Origin of the sequence: Streptococcus infantis (genome assembly GCF_047463655.1) — a bacterium.
GTDB lineage: Bacteria > Bacillota > Bacilli > Lactobacillales > Streptococcaceae > Streptococcus > Streptococcus infantis_Z.
In genome coordinates this window covers 1-24267 of the sequence record NZ_JASHDM010000012.1, presented here as the reverse complement: position 1 = coordinate 24267, position 24267 = coordinate 1, and the positions used below count along the sequence as shown (strand labels likewise).

Here is a 24267-nt window from a genome sequence, read left to right as displayed (position 1 = left end):
GTCCCCTTTTTATGGAAAATGGGTTACGATTTCGCCCTTAGGTCCCATCTGTACCAAGCCCATCAAGATATTCCGTACCATATCTGAACGAATCTGCTCTTTCATGGTTTCAAATCCCATATAGGCTTCTCGGTAATATTCTACGATCGGATTCGTTTGACTGGCTGATTGTCCGCCAATTGCCATCATCAATTGTTGCAGGTAGTCCACCTGTTCCACCCAGTTATCATCAATGGCTTTAAGCATGGAAACTCTCAAAAATTGGTCATATAAATCATGAGGTTCTAACAAGGTCTTCTTATCATTTAACTCATTGTTAATGATCTGAATCAGGAAATTTCTCAACGCTTGTTGATCTTCAATGACTAGATCAAGAGGTAATTCTCTAATATTAAAACTGATATTCGTGACAATATAGTGAAATAATTCTTCTCTAGTTTTTATGTTTTCAGATAAAATTGTTTCAATATACTCGTCAATCATCTCAGATAATACATCTCGAAGATCCCTATCTCCGTTTATTAAACGATTTCTTTCCTTATAGATGAGATCACGTTGGATATTCATACTCTCAGCATATTCTAGTGTTCTCTGTCTGTTGGCGCGACTAGCACTATCACTTGCATTTTGAGCTTTCTCAACCAGTCTGTGGTATTTTCTTCCCTCAAGGACTTGTGGTTGAGTAATATCTGCAACACTGTACTCTTTGTACATTCTGTGAACCCAGGATGGACCGAACTTCTTGATAACATCATCTTCTAATGATACAAAAAACTTCGACAGACCTGGATCTCCTTGTCTACCCGAGCGTCCTCTAATTTGCAGATCGATTCGCTGGCTTTCCATTCGTTCTGTACCGATAACTACTAGGCCACCAAGCTCGGCAACTCCAGGTCCCAATTTAATATCTGTTCCTCGACCTGCCATGGATGTTGCAACCGTCACGGCTCCCATCTGACCTGATTCTGAGACAATTTGTGCCTCACGCGCAGCATTATTGGCATTCAAGACGTTATGGGCGATTCCTTCCCGCAACAGTAGGGACGAATAGAGATGCGACATCTCAACCGATCCTACAAAGACTAGTAGTGGGTTTCCTTTGAGATGGTATTCCTTGATACATTCAAGTGAAGCATAAACCTTTTCTGGTAGTGTTACATAAAGATTGTCTGGATAGTCTTTTCGGATCAAGGGACGATTAGTCGGAATTCGGATAACAGACATATTATAGGTTTCCAAAAATTCCTTCTCTGCGACCTTCCCAGTCCCAGTCATTCCTGATATCTTATTAAACATTTTGAAAAGACTTTGATAGGTGATAGAAGCCATTGCCCGCGTTTCAGGAGAGAGTTTCACATGCTCTTTGGCTTCGATGGCCTGATGAAGACCTCCCTGCAACTTGGTCATTTCCATCAAACGACCTGTTCCTTTATCCAGGAGAATCATTTCATCATCTCGAATGATGTACTCCTTATCTCTCGTGAACAACTTATGAGCTCTCAAGGAATAGACTAGATGTCGTACATAAGTCGCGTATTCTTCCTTATACAAGTTATCAATCCCTAGGAAGCTTTCAGCAGTTTTAGCCCCCTTTGTAGTCAACCATATCTCTTCTTTTTCTTCTTTAAAGATATAGTCTTCATTTTCAACCATAGTTGTTACTAAAGTATCGATGATGCCATAGTAGTTGGACTGAACGCGAGGAGATCCCGCAATGATGAGTGGGGTCTGTGCACTATCTAGTAAAATATCATCAATTTCATCAATGATGACATAGTCAAATGGGCGCAAAAACTTTTCATTACTACTGGAAGCTAAATTATCACTTAGATAATCAAAACCTAGACTACTATTGGTTAAATAGATGATATCTGAGTTATAAATTTTCTTTTTATCTTCGGCTTTTAATTCTTCCTCAGGATCATCAGTGAATGGGATCCCTATACTTAAGCCTAAGAATCGATAGACCGGCCCCATTTCCTCTGCGTCACGTTTAGCTAGATATTCATTGGTCGTAATCAACATGGCACCTTTACCAGTTAGGGCATTGAGATAAAGAGGCATAGTCGCAGTCAAAGTCTTTCCTTCACCGGTATTCATCTCCGCAACATTCCCCTGGTGGATGACAATGCCCCCCATAACTTGAACGTCATAAGGAAACATCCCTAGGATTCGCTTATCAGCTTCACGTACAACTGCAAAAGCTTCAACAAGTAAGTCATCTAGGGTTTCCCCCTCTGCTAAACGTTGACGAAACTCTACCGTTTTTACTGCCAAGGCTTCATCGCTAAGAGCTGCCATCTCATCTTTGAGACCATTGATCTTTTTTAAAGTAGCTCCGACTTTTCTGAGTTTTCTATTTTGATACAAACTATTAAACACGATCATACTCCTTAATTGAGAAAGAATAAAAATCGAGTGACTCAAACCCAGCAGCAATGAGAGAAACTCTATAGGTATAAGCCTCCTCAGGATAAACGAAAGAAAAAGATAGGGTTTTCTCAACTTTTTCTTCTAGCACTTCTTCGTAACGGTCCAAGAAAACTAGTTTTATGTAAATGCTATTTTCAGGATAACAAGTCATATTCATGGTGAACTGATAGCGATGATTTCTTTTTAAGAGAGGTAGGCTGGGTTGACTTCTACCACCTTGATAATTCAAGCTTGAAAGCCATGATTTGAGAACTTCTCCTGGAGCTAGTAATGGATTTGAAAGACTGATATGGCCATCTTCCCAAAACTGAACTCGAGTTCCATACAGGTAAGTTGCTCCCATATCTCCCCAGAGTATGTCTTCTCTTTGATTTATAATCATGTCTCACCTCTTCCAAATTCTGCTTGTAATATCATGTTATAAAAATGGATAAACCAGGTAACGTTGGTCCCTGTATCATCATTGTGTCGACCGGCTGTTCCTTTTGATAAGATCTTCGCTCCAGTTTGACAGAGCGTAGTGACTAGCTGATCATAAGCATGACTATCCATATCTTCATCCTTCATGTAAGAAAGACCAAACGTCGTTTGAGAAAAATCTGCTTGTTTGAAGGCAGACCAAAAACGGTTATCCAACTCATCCATGTGGGCTGGGCTGATTCCTCCAGTTTGATGATGAAGCACGTCGAATCCTGTTGGAAAGACACCTGGTGCTTCCAATCTACCACGTCTTGCAATTGTTCCTAAATTTGCTAAGGGTTTACCTACAACGATTCCTTTCGGTTCGAAGAATGAGCCATAGTAAAGAGAAGGGAAAGTTCCCATTGATAAACCTGATAAGATCAAATCTTTTTTATCAAAACCTAAGTATTTCTGATAATGTTCAATCGTTTGTTTGATTTTTTCTTCTAGTTCTTCACTACCTAGGTAAAATGCTCCACCTATTAAGCGAGGGTCCGAGAACAAAATGAAGGGGCACTTGAAATTTTGCATCATCCAGTATCCTTCAAATCCCTCGGCAGGTCGGAATCCTGAAAAGTAAACAGCCAATGGTGGCTTAAAATCCCCAGGATGAAAGAAGTAGTTAATCTCGTCTCTCTTACTATCGTGTAAAATATTGCCTCCAAGAACAAATTTCCCAAATTGTTTACGGGTCCAACGCTGATGTAGATTTCCCAATTTTAAGCTTCCCTGACCACGCGCTTCAATAGACATACAGAGGTGGGCATTGTAATCCTGCTCCATGACTAGAGCCGTTTCTAGTTCCTCTTCTGTATACATCAAGTCTTCAACCACATCCGAAACTGAACCTTCAGGCATTTTTCGAACACGAAACTGAAATTCTACACCTTCACTTTTTTCATACTCTAACCACACCTCGATTGGAAGTTTTGTTGATGATACAAAGTTGTATTTCCAATTAGCTACTTGGGAAAACTCAGAACCAAAATCTCCCTCTAAGAGCAAATATTCAAACCCTTGATAAGAAATAGAACCCTTAAAACTTGGATGGACATCAATTGCAGAGGGATTCAACTTATCTCCATAACCACCACCAAATAAGGAAGTTGATAAATCTTTTAATAGCCTCTGTGGATCTGAAAAGTCGATTGCTTGGGCACAGCGTTTCTTGATTAAATCTAAAATAAGAGGGTTGCTTGTTTGAAACTCTTGGTTATAAAAAATCGTATAAGGATCGATCATTTTAATAATTGGTAATAGGTCAACCAAGTAACGGCCGTCTTCAATGAGAATGGCATTAAACTTGCGAATCTCATCCATTTTTATCGTTTCCTTAAGTACCTTAGGAGAATTAGGATAAAAATAATACCATTCCATTTTCTTAGGGATCTCATAACGATGTTTCCAATTTCCCGTCCCTATCTGTAGGATTTTAAGATCCTTTGACATTTGTACTCTCCTCTATCCATTGATCTAGTTTTTCCACAAATTTTTCACCTGTATGTTCCTTGATTTTATCAATCGAGTAGATTAAAGACTGATTCCATTCTTTTAGGGTATCCAGGTAGTGATGGGCCGCTTTCTTAAATTCTGTGATGGTAGAAAGCAGGTAGCCATTTTTCAAATGGTCAACATAGACAGTCTCTACTTGATTCACCTGAGGAATTCCTGCACTAATCCCTGCTATTTGGGTATATAGATGAGGTTGAGGATTCAAATCAACAATCAAACGCACATATTCTAATGTCTTAATCATTTCCAATTCATCATTGATGTTTAACAGGCGATAACGGAGTTTCTGCTGTGCATTTTCCTTTAAAGGATTTTCAGCCCCTTCATAGTCAACCGCTTTTTCAAAACTCTTTGCTGGGAATTTTTCATCTATGATCTCTTGAATTATATCTGCCACTCTCTCCATCTGGTCGTTATTGGCAGCAAAAGCACCGAAAATTACCTCAGTGTCTTTGGTCTCTGCAAGGAAGGATAAGATTTGGAAAAGTCCTTCTTTGTCCACTTCTTCTTCAAAATTAAGTTGATAGTAAATAATGGATTCCCTCTTTGTCTGACTTTTTCCCAATCTCAAACGAGTATCAAATGGCGATAAATGTTTGAACAGATTGTATTTATCTGGATACAATTCCTGCAAAAGCTGAAGGCTATCCTCCCTATCAACCAAGACCAAATCGACTTTGGATATAGGACCAAGAAGGTCTCTCATAGTCTGCTTTGGATTGCGACCGATGAAAAGGCTCAAGATTTTCGGATTTGCTTCAGGTAAACGATTTAGAACAAAATCGTTATGCCGAGAATCAGATGGGACAATAAACAAATCACTACTCTCTTCAATCTTCTCGAGTCGTTTCTCAAAAAATTCAGCAACCAACTGCCCCATATCACTATAATGGAGCGAATGAAAACGAAAGGCAAAAATAGGATTAATCTCTACCCTACCATCCTCTTGTAAATACTCTCTGAATTGCCAAATCCCTTTAGGATTCAGGTAATCTTGACAAGCTGGATAATTGTCCTGATAATAAATGACACTCGAAACAAAGCCTCTGTCATCCATAATATAGCGTTTAGACATTTGCCCTTGGATATCAAAATACTGGATATCACTAATAAATCCTTCCACTCCATGCTCAATCTGAGCATAGCGATTTCCATCTTTTTGGACAATAATGGCGAAAGGACTGTATATAAATTCACAGTCCTTATCCCACTCGATATCTCTGATATTCAAGACTTGTGGAGAAATATCAGTAATATCCTGCATCTCATCAAAAATAGAATATACTTCAGCTTCTAATACACCATGACGATGTAAAAAATAGCGAAGATGTGGCTGATAAGCCAAAATCAATAGACGTGTCGATTGTTCCAACCTATCTAGTAGACGAATCTGATTAAAGGTATCGTCAAATTCTAATTTAAATTGTGAAAAGTACCAAGGGGTTATATCAGCATGCCACTGCTGATGGCTACCATACCAAGCCGGAATAAAATAATACATAACACTCTCCTAAATCAGTGGTTTATAAGTTTCATTTAACTTCAGTGCTCTAATTTCATCTTTAATGTTAAAGATCATACCACTTAAAATCATAAACAAACCTGGTATCATACTCACTCTTAATAATTGTTCATCCATTAAAACAAACAACATCGGTAGACCTGCGAATAACACATTAAAGATACCACCTACAATAGCAAACTTGAATACTAGATTATTGATATATTTACTAGTGTCCTCACCTGGATAGATGCCATAAATATACTCGCCAGATTTTTTCATCCGTTCTGCCACCTGCTCTCCACTAATATTGACAAAAGCAAAGGCAATACTAAAGACAAACAAGGTCGCTATATAGGTATAGATCCACAAGGGTTTCCCCATCGCATATTGGATCGTTATTTGTTGATAAACTGGATTTCCTGGATCAAATAATTGCAACAAAAGAAACAAGTACGTTGGTAAGTTAATTAAACTCATCACGTACATGAAGGGCATCCCACCTGCAGGATTCAGCATTATATCAAAATAAGAATAACGCTTAAAGCGAGAGTGGAGACCAATCTTATTGACTGGAATCCGATAACGAGCACGATAAAAAATTGCAATGAGATAGGCAAAAACGATCCCCATCGCTCCGAGTATTTCAACAATCCACATAGGAATCCCTAATTTTTGTATCGATTGCACAATGTCTTGGGGAATATAGATAATCATACTGGTCAACAAGATGACAATAGAGCCACCAACACCTATCACCGAGTTAATATCTGATAACCATATCAAGAAAAATGTTCCAGCTATCAGCAATATCGTGTTGAGTATGAGTACCAAAAGTGTATTATAGTTGTCCTTGATTGGTAGATTTACCGCTAAGGCTAGCGATTGAATCAAAGCGATTGTAAAGGTTAGATACATCTTTCTCCTATCCTGAACCTCAGTCGAACCAGAGGCAAGATTCAAACACTTAGAAAAGGAGAACATCTGCCATAAAATCATCGATGACATCCAAGGAGATAAACCGACTGAAAAGATTGACAAGCTCCGTAGATTTCCACCTGTAATTGCGGTTGAAAAGGCCAAATAGGCGGTAGCACCGCCAAGGAAATCCCTGCTATTCAAATCGATAAAAGGAAGAGTAATTCGACTCCCTAATACATAAATAAAGAGCAGAAACAAGGTTCCTAGACCTTTCTTTACTGCTATAGATGAAAAAAATCGTTTCACGAAATACTCCTTTTCATTAGTTATAGGTTGCAGTCAAATCACTCAAGCTGTTGTTACAAATGAGATTTGAAAATTATATCATTCTTCACTCATCCTCTAATCTTACAGGTAACTCTCAATCACTTGGTAATTAGTTAGTATCCAAGTTTTTCATAGCAGCTACCAAGTCCTCTGGTTTATCGATAGAGAAAATGCCATCATAGATACTATCTTCAGCTTTTTTTCGAGTGTCTTCAAAAGCAAAAATTTTCTTTCCTCTTTCTTTTGCTCTTGAAACTACATCCAAGACTTCATCACCCCTATTAATATCCAAGTAAACACTGGAATCATCCAATAACCAATCAATTCTTTGATGAAGGATAGACTGGTACAAAGTCATATTAGGATAAGAGGATAGCTTTGTGAGCGACTCAATACAGTAAACTGGAGCTGCTAGATGGAAATGCCAATCTGGTAGGCTACTAATCAAATACTCTAAATGCTCCACATTAGCACTCCAAGTCACAATCATCGCTTGTTTTTGAGATTGATTACTCCGTTTAAAGTAGTTCAAACTAGAACGTTTAAAAGCAATCTCTGTCCAATCCAAATCTCTATAAGTCCACCAGAGTTCACGAAGCCGTGAAATACTATAGGTGTTCCATGGCTTATCATGACTAGCAAAATGAACAATTACTGGTGGCTGATCATCTAGACGTTGACACTTCTGGGTTAGATGATAAGTATCTACACCAACCATATAATTATAAGTTTGGTCTAAGGGCAGCCATTTGTTTTCAAAGTAAATATTTAAAATACTTTGATCCCCTAGATGCACAGCCTGATTCTGTTCTGCTGCTAATTCTAATAGACTATTAACAATTAAGTGCTCTTTCCATTTTGCTACATCCATGATTAAAACACCAGAATTAAATCCTGATTCCCTACCTTCGTAGGCATATACATCATCGACAGCACCTACATAATAGCCTTGAAGATCCATTGTATATAAAGGTGACAAGTCCCCTGTCACAATGATATCTGAATCAAGATACAGAACTCGTTCAGAATGAACCACTTCCGTAGCAAAAAAACGAAAGTATGAAGCGTAATTTAAATGAGGCCCCGTCTTATAACCTTCAAATATCTCTTTGTTCAAATGGACATTATGAATAGTAGAATTCACAACTGTCATTTTCTTTGCTAATAACTTGAACCACTCTGGTGCGATATCACTATTTAGTATATAAAAATCAACATCTTGATTATGATATAAAATCGATTTGATGGTTGTTTCTAACTGGATGAGATAGGCATTATCTGCCGCAAGTACAATTGACTTTCTCACTATTCTCTCTCCTTCATATAGCACTTAATTGCTTCTACTAATTCTTCTGGTCGACTTTCAGAGTAAACACCTGCATAGCAAGTATCAGGCAAATCTGGACAACGACTACTATCAAAACTGAGCATCGGCTTTTGGTATTTTTGAACCAAATCATAAATGTAAGTTAGTTTTTGATCCATGTTTAGGTCTAAATAAAGATCCGATTGTTCAAGAACATTCTCCACTAAAAGAGGGAAGGAATTTGGATAGAGAGTCACATTTTGAAAAGCTGATAAGCGCTTCAGTTCATCTGCCATAAATGTATGAGCAGCAATGTAAAAATGGACCTCAGGCAAGTGTTGAGCCAGATAATCTATTTTCTTAACACACCAAGAATTGGTTAGGTTCATGCATCTTAACTTAGGTTTGTAAACATCTGCAGTACAAACAAGATTCTTTTCTCTCCAAGTAGATACAATATATGACCACTCCATCATGGAATAGTGCCACCATTGGTCTCTGAGACGACCAACAGAGAATTGGTTCCAAGGTTTATCTGGAGAGATATAGTGTAAAATTTTTGGAAGAGGTGTTAGCGGAATATCAAAGACAAAACGATGATTCATTTCAGCTGCACCAGCATCAAAACCTATTTGAAAATTATAGGTATCTTCTAGCTGATAGCAGCTATCCCTAAAGAGAATATTGAGAATAGACTGATCTCCTTCTCCCACGTTTTCATGCTCTCTCTCAGTTAAATCAACCAATCTCTGTCTGATGTCATCTGATTTCCACTTTTTATTATTGATTAATAATACACCTGCATTAAAACCAACTCCTGCACCAAAACAAGAACGAGCTGCTGCCAAATAATTTTCTTCTAGTTCTATTTCAAACAGCTGACTCAAATCACCAGTCACAACTAAATCACTATCTAAATAGAGAACCTTATCTTCTTCGACAAAATCTGGAATAAAGTAGCGGGCAAAGGTCATGTGATTGATATGAAGCAACTGATTGGTCCAGTTCATCTTATATTTTGCTCCAATGACCTTACAATCAATCAAATCCCCACCCATTTGTTGAATATAGGTCCGAATATTCATAAACCATTCTTGTGGAATATCTTGATTAAGTACATATATTTTCAAATGGCTATTGTGGCGACAGATTGATTTTATAGCAGTTTCAATTTGACGAATATAGGCATAATCTCCTGCAAAGATAACTGACTGCTGTTTTTTCATTCGTTCTCCTTTTACTGAGTTGCTTTTGATAAATCAGCAACTATTTGACTTGTATAGGTCTCATCTTCGATAAATTCAATATCTTGATCAAAATTATATTCAGCCGTATGTTTATGGGCAAATTTAACCTTAGTTTTAGCTCCCATCTTCATCCACTCATATTCTGAGTCGATGTGTCCAATATCTAAGACCTGATAGCCTTTCTGACTTAGACGGTAAGCCAAAACCTTGGCTGTAGGTCCAAGCATACATAAAACAAGACGCCCAGCTGCATGCTTTTCTATCTCTTGCTCAATCTCATCGACACGCGAATAGGCACTATGAGATGAACAAACGATTCGTTTAATCGATTTTGCTTCATCAAATAAATCATTGCCGACACCCGAACGTGAAGTAGCCCCTTCTACAATGAGTAGGTCTTGATTTTCCCAAATACTTTTCAGTTTATCAAATTGACCTTTGGCCTGACTCTTATCTTCGAAATCAATGTAAGGACGTGATACAAAGGTTGAACCATACCACGAACCCGTGCAGAGTTCGCGATAAAAGTCCATATAATGATCCATATGTTCTTTCCAGAAGGGAATGGCCCATGATGTAAATTTGAAACGATCCGTAAAAGCATCAGGAAGGCAGACTACTAGGTCTTTCGCACTTTCTAAACCTATAATCTCTCGCATGGTGGAAACGAGCTCTTCATCATAGTTTTGGTAGGGAATTGAATGCCCAGCAAGCATATTGATCTCGCCATCTCCAAAGCGAACTAAAGACGACTGGTGTTCAATGATATAATCCAGAGTTTCATCAATGCTCTTAACCTGAATAGGATCTTCTTGTTTTGCCAGTGGTTCCCCATCAAGAAGTTTTTGAAGGTCTGCTAGCATCCGTTCAGGGTGCTCACTCGAATATAGTCTTTGTCCATGATAGCCATTTTGAGATTTATAAAAAGCAAAGACAGGCTTAGACAGTTGAACTACATCTGCAACCATGTCTGAAGTTGAGGTTTCTAGGTTAATATCCAGATAAACATCCATCTGCTCTTTTAGTTCTTCGAGTTTTTCTTTTGAAATTGCTGGATGGAGGTGGATATTTGGATAACGATTGGATAGGTCATGAAGTTTTGGCCCCATACTTGTCCAGGCTGCTACATGAAAGGCTACATTTGGCAATTGTTCTGCTAAGTAGTCTAATTGTTCTAGTTCTTGAGAAGCCGTAAAGGTTAAACACGTTAATTCTGGAACTTGATAAAATCGTGTAAAGTGCCCATTCTCCTTGAAATCTTTGATTGCCTCAATCATCAAAGCAGTTTTCCCTGTTTCAAATAAAACTTGACCACAATTTCCATGTTGGGTGGATTGGAAAGCCAGCATTGGTTTCCCTTGTTTTTTCATGGACTCCAACATCGATTGCTCCACATTGCCATGGTTAATATCAAGGTAGATTGAAGCTAGATTTTTAAGATTTTCTAATACTGGAGGAACAATTTGAGGATAGAGGCGGACGTTATCATAGCTTGCCAGTCTTTTGAGCTTTTCGCCCATATCGGTCCAGGCTGCGATATGGAAAATCACGTCTGGTAAAGCTGTAAGCAGTTCTTCTATTCCTTCTAAATCTTGCGATGTTGTAAGCGTCAAGCAAGAAAATCCTCGATTCTGAGGGGAAACTAGCTCAAACTCGCCCATATGGTGTTGCAAAATTTGCGTCCATTCTAAATCATGAAAATCCCACCAGAGATCACGGTAGCGATTAGCTATCAATGTCGTCCATGGTTTTCTATGAGATAAAAAATGCAAAACAACAGGTCTGTAGGATGATTCATCAAAAAAATTTGGCCAATTACTATAAAAAGCGACAACATCATGTCCAACTTGCAAATTGAATCGACGGTCCAATTCTAGCCAGTTATCCTTGACAACCTGATTAAAAATAGTCTGATCACCATTGAAATTTTTAAAACGACCTTCTGCTACTATTTTTAGAGTTTCAATTGATTGAGTAATGAGTAACTCTTTAATATTCTCTTGTTTCCATTTGGCATTGTTAATTAACAAAACCCCAGTATTAAAGGTAACACCCTCTGTATCCCTAACAGCAGCCAGCCACTTATCTCCAAGATTGATAGTAAACAATCCCTCTAAAGAATCATTCACAATCAAATCCGAATCTAAATATAAAACCTTGTCTTCTGGAATGTAGTCGGCTATAAAATAGCGAGCATAGGCAATCGCACTGATATGATCCTGTTTACTCCACTGCTGAAACACGGCTTGCTCGGGTAACTTCACATCGATGATGTCGCTCCCCAGCATTCGAGCCATTTTGCGAGGTTTCCGAAACCAATCTGGCATGATATCTTGGTTTAAAATATAAATGTTAAGGTCTCGATTGTGATAGAGAATGGACTTGATCGTCGTTTCTAGCTGGGAAGTATAGATGCAATCCCCAGCTAGTACAATTACTTTTTTCATATTTTCTCCTAGTTAATTCCTAATTGATAGATGGCATCTACCAGTAATTTTTTTGTAAAATAACCTTCTTTTAGCAAATAACTAAAGGTCTTTATCCGATTCGTCATTTCTTGATATTCTTGTAGATTCATTTTATCAACTATCTCATGAACCTCTTCTAGGCTATCTGCCACAAAGCCCAAGCCTTGATCTACTATAAATTTAGCAGTTGATAAGCTACTTGGTACAATGACTGGGATCCCGGCTGTCAGATAGGTGCTAACCTTATGAGATATATTCAGGGTGTAATATTGGTTACTTTCTCCATCATTTTGATGAGTTCCCCAGACAAGACCAAATCCACCTTTTGATAATTCTAGCAACAGTTCCTCATCTTTTTTCCATCCTTCAATACTAAGATTTCTAGCACTAGAACTAGCCTCCCCTTTATTTGAAAATACTCTTAAAGGCGTATCTTGAGACCAATTTTGTAAGTCTGGAAAACGCTCTAAACTTCCAGCAAAAAAGAGTTCTTTTTTAAAAGCCGGAGTGTATAAGGATAAATCATGAGGATGGTCCCACATCCCTTGAACGAGGATTTTCTTAGTTGTCAAGCCTTCTTCCATCAAGCGTGCTTTCATTCTCTCTGATGGAACTATCAAAACATCTGATAGATTATACATATACATGTATTCTTTCATGAGATAATAGTTACTATCAAACATGAGAGGAACAACGTCATGAATAAAGCAAACAATTTTCACCTGCATATCCTTCAGCTTATCAAATAAGACACGATCAAATTCAAAACCATTCCAAGTAGGAGATTGAAAGACTAAGATATCACCAATAGAGATACTAGCCATAATCCCATCCAGACGCTTATTCATTTCAGAAGGGCTATCTGAAGCAATGTTGTAAAAATAAATACCAACCTCTCTAAACCCCAGTTGACTTGCTATTTTTTGTACAGCATTTTGGGCAAGAATGACGGTACTATCACCAGCCATACCGTATAAGTTTGTTAAATGTAGTTTCATATTGTATTATCTCATTTTTTATTACTACGGTAGTAAAGACAATTTTTCCATCATTCTTCTATAAATCTCCGTAGACTGCATATTTTGTACTTCTAACTTCGCTATCACTCTTTGTAATCTATTTTTATAAACTAAAATATGATTGGTCAAGTCATAATCTAAACTTGCCAAAATAGAGATTTTCTCTTCCCTAGCCTCTATTTCATCATATATACGTTTTTCGCTCCATGTATTTGATAAAGTACCAGTCAAACCAACACGGTACCAGTAAATACAACGATTTAAATAGACCACCTTCGAAGCTTTTAGAAGTACCTTCCATGTCCAGTATGTATCCTCAGCCATTTTCCCTATAGGAAATGGTAAATCTTGTAGTAACTCTCTCTTGAATAATTTCAAATAAGCTACAGTCCAATTCCCAGTTTTCATTTCTTCGACACCTTCTCTATCTATGATTTCTTTTCCTTCTATCACCTCAAGAGAATCATCTGGATTAGAATCATAAAACAAATATTGGCAACGTGATTCATCGTAACAATTATAACGTCCGATACTAATATCCGCATTTTCTTTTTTCAATGCATCATATAACAGTTGTAAAGCATCATGTTCCAACCAATCATCAGAGTCTACAAACGTAACATACTCCCCCTCCGAACGTTCAATCCCAAAATTTCTTGCTGAAGATGAGCCACCATTTTCTTTTTCAAAGTAACGGAAACGAGCATCTTTAGCAAGATATTCTCTACAGATATCTGCTGAATTATCTGGAGAACCATCATTGATTAATAAACACTCAAAATTTTGATACGTCTGATTTTGAATGCTATCCAAACACATTCGCAAGTAATTCTCAACGTTGTAGATTGGAACTACAATACTGATTAATTCATTCTCCATACTATAATTTTTCTTCTCCTAAAAATTTTTTCATCTCTGTCACCATTCCATTTGCATCTTCTTGTCGAAAAACTTTACTAAATCCACTTGAATCATGATTGGTATTCTCAAAAGCATAAACAGGCTTATTCTGTTCTATTGCTCTATGAACAATACCATCCACCTCTCCCCAATGGTTAATATCTAAATAAATATCTGATTTCTTCAACAAATCCTCAATAATATCATCATGATGAACATTTGTGTATATATTCACGTTCTCATAACGATTGAAACTTTCAAGATAATCCGAAATATTTGTTTTAGCTGCTATATGGAAAGCTACCTCTGGAAGATTCTGAACAAGATAGTCTAGGTTTTCTAAAGTGTCTGAAGCTGTTAAAGTAAAAACATGAAATTGGTGTTGTTTCCTAGGAATGATTTTTAAATCCTCCTGAGAAGTAACGATAGAATTAGCTGGTATATCTTTATAAATTAGGGCATTTGCTCCAATAATGACATTATCTCCAATCGTCACCCCTTTTAAAATGACAACATTGGTTCCAATCCAGCAATTTTTTCCTATCGTTATTTTATCAGCAGTAAATTGAATTTTTTCGATGTGGTAATTTGAGTATTTATGATTATGGTCAAAAATCCTTACCCCATCTCCAAACATGGTATCCTTACCAATTTCAATTTCTTTACCACAACGAATCGTACAATGGTCATTAAAGAAAACTCTATTTCCAAGTGTTAATTTAGCATTATTAGCCACTTCTAAACTTACAAATGAACGAAATGTAACATCTGTTCCTAATTCAATAGTACTGGTGGGGGAAATCTCTATATGATGAAAATCTCCTAATAACTTTACAGAATCTTTAAAATCCATGTTTTTCTTCCACTTCTCTTAATTTTTCAATCATTTCTTGAACTTGTTCTACTTTGTAGGTTATCTGTCCAACTTCACGATATTTTGTATTCTCAAAAGCTAAAATCAACTTTCCTCTTTCTGAAAATTGATCTAACATTTCCTCTGTTTTTTCACCATGATTAATATCTAAAAGTACCTGACTAGTCTCAATTAATTCTTGATCTAGTTCTGCTAAATAATTAATTCCAGCATAAACAGTTACATTTGGATAGACCAACAATTGTTTCAAACGATCACTGACCATCACTCTAGCCGCAATCTTAAATTGAATATTAGGCAAAGATTGAATCAATGTCTCAATTTGTTCAATCTGATCTGAAGACGTATAAATTAAACAAGTAAGCGGTTCTCTGATAGGATAGATATGTGATTTTTGTAATGGATGTAAATGATGATTTTTTCCTAACTCTGTCCATTCGAGACTATGATAATACCACCAAACATCACGATAGGTCTGCGCAGCTAAATCAAACCACGGCTTTCTATGTGAGAGATAGTGGATAATCCCAGGATAATCTTGACCTGCTGGTAACTCATAATCTGTGAATTGCTTATGAATCACAACATGGTTATTGTCAAATTCCATCTCTAGCCATCTATTTTCAAAGAGCATATTTAAAATACTCTGATCTGCTTGATCCACCTTATCATGCCACTCATTTGTCAAATCTATCAAGCGTTGGGACATGTTTTCTTGTTTCCACAAACGATTGTTGATTAGTAAAACACCCGCATTGAACATTTCCCTACCATAGTATACTCTTCCTCCATAATCTCGAACAGCTGCTAATGGATAGTCTTGCAAATCTGTTTCAAACAAGTTATCCAGATTTTTAGTTACTACCAAGTCGCAGTCTAAATAGAGAGCCTTATCTTCTTTCACAAAGTCAGATACAAAATAACGCAAAAATACTGTGTAACTAATATCTGTTTTATAACGCGAAATTTGCTCAGAAGTTACCCGACAATTGATAATCTCTGAATCATATACTTCTAATCGCTTATTTAATTGTTTAAACCATTCATTAGGAAAATCACTATTAATCAGATAGAACCGAATCGAGCGATTATGGTAACAGATAGATTTAATAGTCGTCATGACCTGCTCAACATAGGCATAGTTAGCTGCGAGGACAATAGCTTTCTTAAATTCCTGATTTTGAGTCTGAAGTAAATCTAATAACATCTTCTTCTCTTTTATCTGATCTAACACATGAGATTCTGATATTCCTCTGTTCTTACTTTCAGAAGTTATATGATTTAAAATAAATTTATAAGCATGTATATGTTCTGACATTGGATAACCTAATGTTGATAACAATGCCAATCTATCTTCTATAGCGTATATGCAATCTCTAATCCATTTTTCATCCCAAGTATTTGAAATACTTCCACTCCTAACTCTGTAGATATAAGCAGCTTTATTAATATAAACAATACTTTTAGAAGCTAATAATATTTTCAAATTAAATACTGTATCTTCAGTCACTATTCCTACCGGAAAACGAAAATTAGAAATAATTTCTTTTCTATAAATTTTTCCCCAAGCAACTATCAATGCTGAATTTAATAATCTATTAGAATCATTTAAACAATCCACTATAGAGACATTGTCATAAAGTTTCTCAAAATAATTTCCAGATATATGAAAATAGAAATTTGAATCAGACTCATTAAACTTACAATAATTTCCAACCGCAATATCAGCCTGATACTCCGTTATTTTTTTATATAGGGTTTCTACATAATCTAACTCGACCCAATCATCCGAATCAACAAAGCTCACATAAGATCCAGTCATTCGATCCAAGCCCATATTTCTTGCTTCCGCTTGACCACCATTTTCTTTTTCAATATAGACAATTCGATTATCTTTTTGTGCGTACTCTTGACAAATTGTGCCCGAATTATCTGTAGAGCCATCATTGATAACGATAATTTCAAGATTTTTATAAGTTTGGTTTATTAAACTATCCAAACATTTTTCTAGATAATTTTCAACATTATAAACGGGTACAATCACAGTAATTTTTTCAGTCATGTAGTCGCTCTCCTTTCCTACTATTATAACATTTTTTTTTTGCTATTTTTTGAGCTATTAAGGAATTTCAATTTCAAAAATATATTTATTTCATTGACAGTATCGTTCATACAGTGTTAAATTATAATTACTTTCCAAATTAAATAATCATACAAAAACAAAAGTAAAATAGCTTAATAAATTCAATATTGTAATCTCGCTGTAATTATATGATAACATTTTCGAATAATCAATCCTAAAGATAAATTTTTATAGTGAAATGAATTAAAAACTGAACAAAATAATTAGAAAATTTAAATCACTTTATAAAAATATTTTAGTAACTGTGGTGTGCTATTCCAGATTCAACTCACTATAATTCATCTCAAGTATATTTTAGGTATCTATCGATGTAAATAACCTTATTATTTTATACTATACTAAAATCAAAAAAAACATCTTATAATAGTAGTTATGAAACTTACAAATGAAGAAATACAAAAAATTGAACAACTCCTAAGAGATTCATCGTACGCCAAATATCATAAACGTCTACAGATTATTTATTTTCGCTCAAAAGAAAAGTGTTATAGTCATTTAGTTTTAAAAAGCACTCTAATGATTCAAAGATATTGGGGACTTCCCTTAATAAAGCTGTCACTTTCTTTTTCAAGACAGCCCAAGCTTGCTCAATAGGATTCAAATCTGGTGAATAAGGTGGTAGAGGTAAGAAAAAGTGTCTATCTTGAATGCAGAGTTCATCCAAGATGTTCTTGGGATGAAAACTAGCATTGTCCATGACAATGACATGAGGTGTCTTCAAAGCAGGCAAGAGCTACGTTTTGAACCACTTCACAAATAAGTCGCTCGTCATGCTTTCCTTGTAAATCATAGGAGCTATAAACTCTCCATCTACTTGTCCTGCAACAATTGAAGCCCGCTCAAAACGCCGTCCACTAATCTTTTCATAGACTTTCTCTCCTCTAGGAGCCCGTGCATGAGGACGATAGAGGTAGCGGTCGATTCCTGTTTCGTCAATATATACGACTGGTAAATCTTTTAGGTTATCCAAAATATCAAGAAACTCAGCGACTTTCTCAGGATCTTGTTCCTTAAAGCTAGTCGTCTTTTTTTAAAGTGACCTTAATCTGCTTTAAAGCTGCCCATACTGAAGGAACAGCACAATCAAAATGTGTCGCAATTTCCCGTAAAAAAGCATCTGGATGAGCCTCTACAAAGGCCTTCAACTCCTCCAAAGGAATCTTTCGGCTTTTGGCGACTCGCTTTTTCCGCTCTAAGTGCCCTTGTTCACGTAATTTCTTTTCCCATGTGAAGAGAGTTCTGATGCCAACATCAAAAACTTTGGCTGCCTCGACATGGCTGTGTCCCTCTTTGATGTAATCTAATGCTCCTTGTCTAAAATCTGTACTATATGCCATAACTTTATTATAACATGTATTTTATAAACTAAGCGACTATATCCCACCTTACGCACCAGAAATGAACCCTATTGAACAAGTCTGGAAAGAAATTCAAAAACGAGGTTTTAAAAATAAGGCTTTTCAAACATTGGAATCTGTCATTGATAAGCTTCAAGAAGTTATTCAAGGACTGGAAAAAAGTATTTTAAAGTCCACTGTCAGCAGACAATGGATGAGGTTGTTTTTTGAAAACAATTGAGTATTAGAATAGCTATCTGATAAACGTAAAAAGCAACCTACATCAAAAACGAGATAACATTCTAATTTTTGAGTATAGGTCACTTTTTCTATCTAAAAATAGAGAAAAATCAATTTATAAAATGTGTTTGACTAACCTTCAAAATATTTAGCTGCAATTGCTTTTTTGACCAAAATTTGTTGATAAGATTCCACGTCCCCATGTTTAAGAGTTTCTTCTTCATGAATAGATAATCGCCATTTATAAGCTTGAATTTCTCTATCTAATAACTCCTGAGGAGCTCCAATTAATTGGAGAATAGTCATACGTTCTTCAATACTCTTTAAGGGATATACATCTGCAAGATTGACTGTCCTTGTAACACTTGTAGAACGTTTTCTATGGATATAAATAGCCTTATTCATAAAAGCAATTTTATCTGCCTGAAGATAAACTTTATAAGTTGTGTAATCATCCTCTACACTTTTATCTGTTGGATATACAATATCTTTAAATAGCTCTGTCTTGTATAACTTCGCCCACGGAACTGTGAAGCATTGACTGAAATTATACTTACTATCATATTGATGGTTAAACCATTCAAATGGCGTATAAGTCTTCTCAAAATAATCATCTGCTCCTACATGAATCAAAAAACTAGCTTGATCATCCAAAAATTGAGTAAAGTTTCCGATTGCAATATCTGCATCTGTTTTTTTCAATAAATCATAAAGATTTTGGATATGATCCAACTCCAACCAGTCATCATTATCTGCAAAAACGATATAATCCCCAGTTACCACTTCCAAGGCACGATTGCGGCTAGAAGAAACTCCACCATTTCTTTTATGATAGACTTTAACACGTGCATCTTGGTTTTGATAACGTTGACAGATTGCGGCTGAACCATCTGTTGAGCCATCATTAATCAAAATAATTTCAAGATTTTGATAGGTTTGTTGAACGATACTATCCAAGCATTTTTCAAGATATAGTTCTGACATGTAAACAGGAACAATAACACTTATTTTTTCCATCATTTTAATCATATACTCCTTTTCTGATGCAATATATAAAAAACAAAGTCGATTTCAATACACATTTCTTTAAGATACATTCTAAATCAATTCTAATATTTCTGAGAACAGATCAATCATGTTTAACTTTCCCAGCATTTGGTAAGTATTCTTTTATAAATCCTGATATATCCTTACTCATGATTTTATCCAATCGTTCAGAAATAATGTCTTCCGGCCAATTCCACCACGCAATTTCTAACATCTGTTCACGGAAAGTAGGATCTGCTATGCGATAACGAATAAGCTTAGCAGGATTTCCTCCAACAATAGCATAGGGTTCCACATCCTTGGTTACTACAGCACCTGTTGCTATCACTGCTCCATCTCCAATAGTTACCCCTGCCATGATTTGAACATTGTTTCCAATCCAAACATCATTCCCAACTCGAGTTGGACTTTTCAAAATATGATCATCAGTCATCTGCAGAGGCTCATCCGTGTAAAACACCTCTAAACTCTTGAATGGATAGGTTGTAATCAACTCTAAATCATGATTTGCTGTTACAAATTGAACATTTTGTCCAATAGAACAATAATCACCAATAATGACCTGGCCTCCATGGTCATAGTCAACTAATTGAGGAATACCATAAGTATGATTGCCCACTGTTAAGGCCCCGTAGTCAATCAAATAGCGACTAGTAAATTTCGTCAGGTAATCAAACAGATCCGAACGCGAATTATAGACACGAATTTCCAGAGGAATCGTTTCCTGATGCAAACCTTCCCAATAAGAATAGCTGACTTCCTCATAACAACAGTCAAAAACTGCCGTCAACTCTTTCGAGCTAGAAAATAGTTGAAGTTTTTTCTCCTGCATATGCCAAAACCGCTCATTATCATGACCGGTTCCACCAATATCCTTGATTTGACCATCAGGTAAAAGTTGAAAAAAGCGCTGATGTTGCTTATTTTTATGTGAAAACATGCAGAATTTTCCAGATAGCAATTAAAACTTCCCCCTCCAACTAAATTGACTATATCTATCAGTGTGCCTACAATATGAATAACTTGTCATCTAACTAAAACTTTTATACAAATTTAATGTTATTTACCATTAATATAGAGATACTATATAGCATTCTGTTATTATGTACATCTTACCACAAATAGCCTTATAATAAAAGCAACTTACATAAAAATATCAATGCTATCCAAAAATTGATAATTAATAAATTTACATACAATTAGCAAATCGGAAATATGATCATACACGATTTAAAGTCATGCCATTGAAGTTTCATTTTTTCAAGGATATTAATCCACAAGCAAAAAGAGGTCTTAAAGCCTTGTTTACCATAAGCTATAATCGTACAGGAAAAATGCGAATACAACTATAGATCATTATTGGACATTTACGACGAAATATAGTAACCGCCCCATAACAAAGTATATTGAAAAAGTTCCAAAGTCAGTTTTGACTCTGGAACTTTTGTCATTTACAATTTTCTTGTACAACCTCAGCCCATGGCAAATAAGCTTCTAGCACCTCTCTTTTCGCGAGAGTCGCCTCATTGGGGAGATGGGTTAGAAGATAGATGATATATTTCTCGGAATCAAGTCCATGTCGTTTGGCGGTTTCAAGCAGACTCATAATAATAGCTGTTGCCTTGGCTCCTTCAAAACTCTGTGAAAAGAGCCAGTTCTTCCGACCCATGACCAAAGACTTAATGGCTCTCTCGGCTCGATTGTTAGAGAGCACCAGATTGCCATCCTTTAGAATGGTCTTAAAAGTTTCCTCATACTTGAGACTGTAGTCAATAGCTCTTCCAAGTTTTGAACCAGACAAAACTGCTTGACTTCGACACCAGTAAAAGAAGGTTTCCATCAAAGGTTTCAACTCTTCCTGACGTTTCTTAAGACGTTCTTCAGCGCTCAATTTCTCCCATGAACTTTCTAGCCCAAACATCTGGTTGCAATAAGCCAAACCCTTGGCTCCTAAGGACCTCTTGTCTGCCTTCTTAGGAGTCGCTTCGAAGAATTTCCGTCTCACATGTGCCCAACAACCAACCAGCTCTGCCTTTTCCAACTGGCGATAAGCACCCCACATGTCACAGTGAATGTAGCCATCATAATTTCCAAGAAACTCCTTAACCATCAGGCCACTGCGTCGCTTGTCATGATGATAGAGGGTAATCCCCTGCTCTTCGTGCTTGCCAGATAGGAAAGTCCAATAGTAAGTCAGCTGGCTATCGCTTTCTAGAACCTTGTAGGAGGTCTCGTCCGCATGAAGAATCGGCTGCTCCAAGAGCTTCTCTCGTAGAAGGTCATAAATCGCCTCAAAATAATACTGACTAGACTTGATGTGCCAGTTAGCCATTGCCTTACGGCTAATTGACAAGCCCATCTTAGCCCAATCCTCTTCTTGGCGATAGTTAGGAACTTTTAGATTAAATTTCTGGTGAATGGTGTGGGCAATGATGGAAGCTGAGCCCAGGCTGTGCGCCAGAGGTGCCTTAGGGACTGGAGCCTTGACAATCTTATCTCCGTCATTTGCCTGACTGCACTTGAGACACTTATAGGCATGTTGGACATGGTCAAGTCGCTTTAATTGTGCTGGAATGAAAACCAATTCCTGGCGTTGAAGACTTGCACCAATTTCCTTGAGCTCACCATGACAGTCTGGACAAGTACAGTCTTCTAGTCTGTGGTGAACTTCCTCTGCTTTAAACTGACTCAAAAGGACTTGGCGTTTTCCCTTAACCTTTCGGCGTTTGTAAGTAATGACTTCAGTATCAACTGGGTAGGTCATCCTCTTCTTCAGCTAACTGTTCTTCGTCAAAGAGACTGAGTTGACCAGCCATGGTTGAGGTTTTCTCAGAAGATTTGCCATAAAGTTTCTGAGTCAGATATGCCACTTGTTCACGCAGAAGGGCAAGCTCGTTGGTTAATTGTTGGTTAACAGAAGCTTGTTGCTTGATGATATCTAATAATTCTTCCAAACTAATACCCTCCTGATTTTTCTCTTATTATACCCAAAAAAAGGTCATGTTTTCAATAGAAATCACGATTTTTTGAAACATTTATTTTGGGAGAGATGGAAAATCCTTTCATGAGCCAGTCGACTTGTTGGGAAGTTAGGGTTTTGACTTCTTGTTCATCATTAGGCCAAGTGAGTTTTCCATTTTCAAAACGTTTATAAAGCAGCCAGAAACCTTGTCCGTCCCAGTAAAGTGCCTTGAAGCGATCCTTACGCCCACCACAGAAGAGGAAAACTTGACCAGAAAAGGGATCCAAGTCAAATTGACTTTTAACCAGATAAGCCAGTGAGTCAATACCTTGTCTCATATCTGTTTTTCCACAAACAAGGTAGACCTGACCTAGACTACTGAGTTGGATTGTCATAAGAAAGCACCTTGTCTAAAATAGCAGCCATTTGTTCAGGAGAGACGGAAGAATAGATGGAAAAATCAAACTCTTTTAACTGACAACGAAAAATCATCTCATTCTTCTTTTTCTTATCAAAACGGCGAGACTGGGGTGTTTCCAAAGGGACAATAAGGTGTGACATTAAAATAACCTCCAGTACTGTTTTTTTCTACTAACAGTATACTGGAGGAATGGAAAGTTGGCTAGGTACTCTGTTATGGGGCGGTTACTAAACATGTAAAAAAGCAACGGCAAAAACCGTTGCTTTTTTAGGAGATACGGACTATTGTCCCAGACTCCTTTGTCTTCAATCTGAACTTTCAGATTTTTTGATCAGAATAATCAAATTACTGATTAGTTAGAAAGCTTATTCTTCATCATCACGCTTACGACGTTTAGCTACTAATCCTAATCCTGTTAGACCTGCTACAGCTCCTAGGAACAGATTTGTAGCCGAAGTTGCTGTTCCAGTATTTGGAAGTTGCTTACGTGTCTTAGTGGTATCAGTTTGAGGAGCTTGACTAGTCGAATGAATCACTGACTGGCTTACGCTTACTGATAATGATAGTGATTGCGATACTGATGTGCTAATTGAATCCGATGTAATCACACTATCGATATCTAAACTATCAAGTGATAAGCTCTCTGGCACTCCCTTACTTGTAACAACAGATGCGCTTGTGCTTGCTGACTGACTCGCACTTGTACTTGCTGACTCAGAAGCCGAGGTGCTGGCTGATTGACTCGCACTGGTTGATGCTGATTCAGAGGCTGATGTGCTTGCTGATTGGCTTGCACTTGTACTTGCTGACTCAGAAGCCGAGGTGCTGGCTGATTGGCTCGCACTGGTTGACGCTGACTCTGATGCGCTGGTGCTGGCTGATTGGCTTGCACTGGTTGACGCTGATTCAGAGGCGCTTGTGCTGGCTGATTGACTCGCACTGGTTGACGCTGATTCAGAGGCCGATGTGCTTGCTGATTGGCTTGCACTGGTTGACGCTGATTCAGAGGCCGATGTACTTGCTGATTGGCTTGCACTGGTTGACGCTGACTCAGAGGCCGATGTGCTGGCTGATTGGCTTGCACTTGTACTTGCTGACTCAGAAGCTGATGTGCTGGCTGATTGGCTTGCACTGGTTGACGCTGACT

At 37.1% G+C, this 24267-nt stretch carries 19 protein-coding genes and 2 pseudogenes; 1 reads left to right on the top strand and 20 read right to left on the bottom strand.

The window, feature by feature from the left end:
- Positions 1-9: 9 nt before the first annotated feature.
- The 13 genes and pseudogenes from secA2 to QM877_RS08045 form a co-directional block, all read right to left on the bottom strand.
- Positions 10-2388, bottom strand: coding sequence for an accessory Sec system translocase SecA2 (gene secA2, locus QM877_RS08105; RefSeq protein WP_414318112.1), 2379 nt, complete (start codon positions 2386-2388; stop codon positions 10-12).
- The gene (gene asp3 / locus QM877_RS08100) at positions 2375-2815 is read right to left on the bottom strand and encodes an accessory Sec system protein Asp3 (RefSeq protein WP_315640015.1); all 441 of its coding nucleotides are present in this window, start codon (positions 2813-2815) and stop codon (positions 2375-2377) included. Before asp3 ends, secA2 begins: the two co-directional genes overlap by 14 nt.
- On the bottom strand, positions 2812-4344 hold the full coding sequence (asp2, locus tag QM877_RS08095; protein WP_414318111.1) for an accessory Sec system protein Asp2: 1533 nt from the start codon (positions 4342-4344) through the stop codon (positions 2812-2814). Before asp2 ends, asp3 begins: the two co-directional genes overlap by 4 nt.
- Complete coding sequence (gene asp1, locus QM877_RS08090; protein ID WP_315640017.1) at positions 4328-5908, bottom strand: accessory Sec system protein Asp1; 1581 nt, start codon at positions 5906-5908, stop codon at positions 4328-4330. The genes asp2 and asp1 overlap by 17 nt, the downstream gene beginning before the upstream one ends.
- A gap of 9 nt (positions 5909-5917) precedes the next feature.
- Complete coding sequence (gene secY2 / locus QM877_RS08085; RefSeq protein WP_414318110.1) at positions 5918-7135, bottom strand: accessory Sec system protein translocase subunit SecY2; 1218 nt, start codon at positions 7133-7135, stop codon at positions 5918-5920.
- Positions 7136-7265: 130 nt separating this feature from the next.
- A complete protein-coding gene (locus QM877_RS08080; protein ID WP_371559278.1) occupies positions 7266-8462 on the bottom strand; it encodes a glycosyltransferase family 8 protein in 1197 nt (398 codons plus the stop codon).
- Positions 8462-9688 (bottom strand): glycosyltransferase family 8 protein, encoded by a 1227-nt coding sequence (locus QM877_RS08075; protein WP_315640019.1) that lies wholly within the window; start codon positions 9686-9688, stop codon positions 8462-8464. Before QM877_RS08075 ends, QM877_RS08080 begins: the two co-directional genes overlap by 1 nt.
- An 11-nt stretch (positions 9689-9699) precedes the next feature.
- Entirely contained in the window at positions 9700-12156 is a 2457-nt protein-coding gene (locus QM877_RS08070) for an SP_1767 family glycosyltransferase (protein WP_414318109.1), read from the bottom strand.
- A gap of 8 nt (positions 12157-12164) precedes the next feature.
- Positions 12165-13175 (bottom strand): sugar transferase, encoded by a 1011-nt coding sequence (locus QM877_RS08065; RefSeq protein WP_414274037.1) that lies wholly within the window; start codon positions 13173-13175, stop codon positions 12165-12167.
- A 24-nt stretch (positions 13176-13199) separates the two neighbouring features.
- A complete protein-coding gene (locus QM877_RS08060) occupies positions 13200-14075 on the bottom strand; it encodes a glycosyltransferase family 2 protein (protein ID WP_414311096.1) in 876 nt (291 codons plus the stop codon).
- 1 nt (position 14076) lies between these two features.
- Positions 14077-14949, bottom strand: a complete 873-nt coding sequence (locus QM877_RS08055) for a DapH/DapD/GlmU-related protein (protein ID WP_315640023.1) — start codon at positions 14947-14949, stop codon at positions 14077-14079.
- Positions 14939-17032, bottom strand: coding sequence for a glycosyltransferase (locus QM877_RS08050; protein WP_414318108.1), 2094 nt, complete (start codon positions 17030-17032; stop codon positions 14939-14941). Before QM877_RS08050 ends, QM877_RS08055 begins: the two co-directional genes overlap by 11 nt.
- Before the next feature lie 538 nt (positions 17033-17570).
- A pseudogene (locus tag QM877_RS08045) lies at positions 17571-18450 on the bottom strand (IS630 family transposase).
- A gap of 37 nt (positions 18451-18487) precedes the next feature.
- Here QM877_RS08045 and QM877_RS08040 point away from each other — a divergent pair.
- Positions 18488-18691 (top strand): annotated as a pseudogene (locus QM877_RS08040) (transposase); the annotation flags it as partial.
- Between the two features lie 131 nt (positions 18692-18822).
- On the opposite strand, the gene QM877_RS08035 reads toward QM877_RS08040, so the two are convergent.
- The 7 genes from QM877_RS08035 to QM877_RS08005 all read right to left on the bottom strand — a co-directional run.
- On the bottom strand, positions 18823-19707 hold the full coding sequence (locus QM877_RS08035) for a glycosyltransferase family 2 protein (protein ID WP_414274043.1): 885 nt from the start codon (positions 19705-19707) through the stop codon (positions 18823-18825).
- A gap of 112 nt (positions 19708-19819) precedes the next feature.
- Positions 19820-20677, bottom strand: coding sequence for a CatB-related O-acetyltransferase (locus tag QM877_RS08030; protein WP_414318107.1), 858 nt, complete (start codon positions 20675-20677; stop codon positions 19820-19822).
- Between the two features lie 507 nt (positions 20678-21184).
- Positions 21185-22501, bottom strand: a complete 1317-nt coding sequence (tnpC, locus tag QM877_RS08025; RefSeq protein ID WP_414318106.1) for an IS66 family transposase — start codon at positions 22499-22501, stop codon at positions 21185-21187.
- Positions 22485-22691, bottom strand: coding sequence for a transposase domain-containing protein (locus tag QM877_RS08020; protein WP_414318105.1), 207 nt, complete (start codon positions 22689-22691; stop codon positions 22485-22487). The genes tnpC and QM877_RS08020 overlap by 17 nt, the downstream gene beginning before the upstream one ends.
- Positions 22692-22743: 52 nt before the next feature.
- Positions 22744-23094, bottom strand: a complete 351-nt coding sequence (gene tnpB / locus QM877_RS08015; RefSeq protein WP_414318104.1) for an IS66 family insertion sequence element accessory protein TnpB — start codon at positions 23092-23094, stop codon at positions 22744-22746.
- Positions 23075-23260 carry a hypothetical protein gene (locus QM877_RS08010; protein ID WP_414318103.1) on the bottom strand — a complete coding sequence of 62 codons (186 nt, stop codon included), beginning with the start codon at positions 23258-23260 and terminating at the stop codon, positions 23075-23077. The genes tnpB and QM877_RS08010 overlap by 20 nt, the downstream gene beginning before the upstream one ends.
- Before the next feature lie 225 nt (positions 23261-23485).
- On the bottom strand, positions 23486-24267 hold a 782-nt coding region (locus QM877_RS08005; RefSeq protein ID WP_414318102.1), incomplete at its 5' end, for an LPXTG cell wall anchor domain-containing protein.

Coding starts and splice junctions, on each gene's coding strand:
- QM877_RS08010 (WP_414318103.1), bottom strand. CDS start 23,260: ATGTCACACCTTATTGTCCCTTTGGAAACACCCCAGTCTCGCCGTTTT.
- asp3 (WP_315640015.1), bottom strand. CDS start 2,815: ATGATTATAAATCAAAGAGAAGACATACTCTGGGGAGATATGGGAGCA.
- QM877_RS08065 (WP_414274037.1), bottom strand. CDS start 13,175: ATGAAACTACATTTAACAAACTTATACGGTATGGCTGGTGATAGTACC.
- QM877_RS08060 (WP_414311096.1), bottom strand. CDS start 14,075: ATGGAGAATGAATTAATCAGTATTGTAGTTCCAATCTACAACGTTGAG.
- asp1 (WP_315640017.1), bottom strand. CDS start 5,908: ATGTATTATTTTATTCCGGCTTGGTATGGTAGCCATCAGCAGTGGCAT.
- QM877_RS08055 (WP_315640023.1), bottom strand. CDS start 14,949: ATGGATTTTAAAGATTCTGTAAAGTTATTAGGAGATTTTCATCATATA.
- QM877_RS08050 (WP_414318108.1), bottom strand. CDS start 17,032: ATGACTGAAAAAATTACTGTGATTGTACCCGTTTATAATGTTGAAAAT.
- secA2 (WP_414318112.1), bottom strand. CDS start 2,388: ATGATCGTGTTTAATAGTTTGTATCAAAATAGAAAACTCAGAAAAGTC.
- QM877_RS08075 (WP_315640019.1), bottom strand. CDS start 9,688: ATGAAAAAACAGCAGTCAGTTATCTTTGCAGGAGATTATGCCTATATT.
- QM877_RS08035 (WP_414274043.1), bottom strand. CDS start 19,707: ATGGAAAAAATAAGTGTTATTGTTCCTGTTTACATGTCAGAACTATAT.
- tnpB (WP_414318104.1), bottom strand. CDS start 23,094: ATGACAATCCAACTCAGTAGTCTAGGTCAGGTCTACCTTGTTTGTGGA.
- tnpC (WP_414318106.1), bottom strand. CDS start 22,501: ATGACCTACCCAGTTGATACTGAAGTCATTACTTACAAACGCCGAAAG.
- asp2 (WP_414318111.1), bottom strand. CDS start 4,344: ATGTCAAAGGATCTTAAAATCCTACAGATAGGGACGGGAAATTGGAAA.
- QM877_RS08030 (WP_414318107.1), bottom strand. CDS start 20,677: ATGTTTTCACATAAAAATAAGCAACATCAGCGCTTTTTTCAACTTTTA.
- QM877_RS08070 (WP_414318109.1), bottom strand. CDS start 12,156: ATGAAAAAAGTAATTGTACTAGCTGGGGATTGCATCTATACTTCCCAG.